This is a genomic window from Desertibacillus haloalkaliphilus (assembly GCF_019039105.1).
Lineage (GTDB): Bacteria > Bacillota > Bacilli > Bacillales > KJ1-10-99 > Desertibacillus > Desertibacillus haloalkaliphilus.
In genome coordinates this window covers 1-2,794 of record NZ_JAHPIV010000034.1, presented here as the reverse complement: position 1 = coordinate 2,794, position 2,794 = coordinate 1, and the positions used below count along the sequence as shown (strand labels likewise).

Annotated in this window: 2 protein-coding genes and 1 tRNA gene; all 3 read right to left on the bottom strand. The window is 30.7% G+C overall.

Annotated features, from left to right (window positions below; translation table 11 throughout):
* Positions 1–244 precede the first annotated feature (244 nt).
* Complete coding sequence (locus tag KH400_RS20665; protein ID WP_217227870.1) at positions 245–1,105, bottom strand: helix-turn-helix domain-containing protein; 861 nt, start codon at positions 1,103–1,105, stop codon at positions 245–247.
* A 518-nt stretch (positions 1,106–1,623) separates the two neighbouring features.
* Positions 1,624–2,475, bottom strand: a complete 852-nt coding sequence (locus KH400_RS20660; RefSeq protein WP_217227868.1) for a tyrosine-type recombinase/integrase — start codon at positions 2,473–2,475, stop codon at positions 1,624–1,626.
* A 145-nt stretch (positions 2,476–2,620) separates the two neighbouring features.
* A tRNA-Arg gene (locus KH400_RS20655) sits at positions 2,621–2,697 on the bottom strand.
* Positions 2,698–2,794: the final 97 nt, after the last annotated feature.

Here is a 2,794-nt window from a genome sequence, read left to right as displayed (position 1 = left end):
TAGCTCAAAAATAATAATTGACGAGATATCATGTATCTCTTTTTCGCTTGGCTTTTTGTTCAGTTTTCAAAGAACAATCGTCGTTTTTAGCGACAATAATTATTGTATCACATGACAAAAATTATTGCAACGTTTTTTTATCGATGTTTTTTGTTGAAAAGCATTGATATTTAACGACAAAAATAAATATATCATGTATTTTCGCAGAAGTCAACTTCTACGAAAATGTTTATTTGAATTTTATCTAAAGCCAATTTATTTCATTTGATATTTCATTTCTTCGTTCTACTACAAACATTCGATGTATAGTCCCATAAAAATACCCTTTGAAGTCACCTTTTATTTTTCCTGCTTTTTTTGAAAAGATAGTTTCTTTAAATGCTTGGATGATGATAGGGAGTAAATCTTCTAATGGTCTATCTAATGAGCTATTTTTATAAGCTGTTTTTACACGTCCCCATAATTTATAAATCATTAGAGCTGACTTAAAAAAAGGTTTTGTTATATTTATAAATTCTTTAGGAATATGAGATGGGGTATATGTATGATCAAGATCTTCGAGATTAATTTCTTTACGTTTATTTATTAATGAAATTAAATAAGTTAAATCAATGGTAGATTTATTTTTTATTGCTTCAGGCTTACTCTCCGAAGAGGTTTCAGCGTTTTCTGCATGGAAATCTGCATGGAAATCTAACTTTAAAAATTCAGTCCAATAATTAAAATAAGGGTGATTAGTAAATAAAAATATAGGTTTACCTATACTATTTGTTTTTTTTGCTCGTCGATAAATTTTAATAATCAATCCGTTATCTTCAAGCTTCTTAATAATATTTCGAACAGTTCGGTCTGAAATAGAGTATTTTTCTCCTATGTGCTCTGAACTCGGAAAAGCAAACCCTCTTTCTGCAGCAAACCACGCTAAATAATCAATTGCTTTACGTGTACCTCCCTTAACTCTATACCACTTTTCTCCATAAATTTTTCTTATATCGTTAAGTAACGAAAGCTTAACCTTTTGATGGTTTTCTTCACTTGAAACATATGATTTATAAGTGGTCATTTCTTTAAATTGGTCAGCAGTAATTATTATACTTGTAGACATTTTGAATCTCCTTTCTATTCTTTTGCAACAAAAGAAAAAGGGGTAAGCATCACCCGGCACCTACACAAGGTACACGAATATTGCTTACCCCTTGATATTTTTTATCTATTTGAATAGAATAGGAGTAGCAAAGTTTTGTTTTTTTATTCGTGTACCTTGTGTAAGGTAGCCGTGAGTCCTGCATTATGGTGTTGCCGCACCGCGGGACTTTTTCTTTTGTCTTTTTTGTCGTGAAAATAATTTTACATATTAAAAGTGTAGTATGCAACTTTAAAGTAAAGTATATCATAAGTTCTTCGGTAGAGTCCCAAGACTAAAAAAACACACACGGAATTATTAGTGTGTGTTTTTTTAGTCTTGGGACTCAATATGTAATATTGAATTTAATAAAAAAATCAGTTTGATATATTTAAACTTCGTTTAAATATATCAAACACCTACAGTACAACAAAGTCATTTAAAAAAACAGTCTCATAAATTTAACAAAATATATATTTTGTTAAATTTATGAGACTTTATTAAATAAAAATTTGATTAACTGCTTGTTCTAAATCTCCTTTTACTAAAGGATTGAAATATTGCTTTGTGATATTAATATCAGAATGTCCAGCTAAAGTAGCTATTATAGAAAGATCTACCCCTTTCCTTGCTAACTCATAACAAAATGTATGACGAAATTTATGAGGATAAACATTATATCTGTTTAACATATGTTGAACAGTACGTGGGGAAATTCTTTTACGATAATTCGATACGAATAAAGCATCATTATCATCATTTCGAGAAGATAAATACAGATTTAAATACTCGATAACCTGTTTTGGAATAGGAAGTATCCGTTTTTTCTTTTTGGAACTTTCTTGATTTGAAACAACTAATGAGGTGTTTTGACCATTCTCTTTAAGGTCAGATCTGTTTAATGCGCATAATTCCGATACGCGAATTCCAGTAAAGAGAAGGGTATAAACAATAGCAACATTTCTTTTGTTTTCTTTTTCTTGTACTAATGTTAACAAATTATTTATTTCATCTTTTGTTAATCCTTCAGGGAGGGGATTATTATTCATTCTCTTTTTATATTTAATACCATCAGTAAGTTGGGGTTGATTAAGATATCTTGTAAAGGAACGAATAGCATTAAAAGATTTATCAATTGTTGAATCGCTTTTTTGGACGGATGTTAAATAATCCATATATAACTGAATATCGCTTCTCGTGAAACTTATAATGCTTTTGTTATTTTTCTCTAACCAATTCTCAAATGATTGGAGTACCCTTTGATATGTTTTTATTGTATTCTCTGATTTTTTTTGTTTTAAAAGGTAATTAGCGAAATGTGATATATTCGGGGCTCCAGCGCATTTGTTCATAATAACTCCCCCTTTTTTATTATTGTATTTAAAAACTTCGCAGAAGTCAATTTCTGCGAAGTTTTTAAATACAATAATAAAAAAGGGCTCATACGTATGAGCCCTTTTATTTATCTAATATGTATTAATTTTATATTCATTGCAATGGCGCACCCTAGAGGATTTGAACCTCTGACCGACGGCTTAGAAGGCCGTTGCTCTATCCAGCTGAGCTAAGGGCGCTCATCTTTGAAATAGAAAATATGGTGCGGGTGAAGGGAGTCGAACCCCCACGTCATAAGACACTAGATCCTAAGTCTAGCGCGTCTGCCAATTCCGC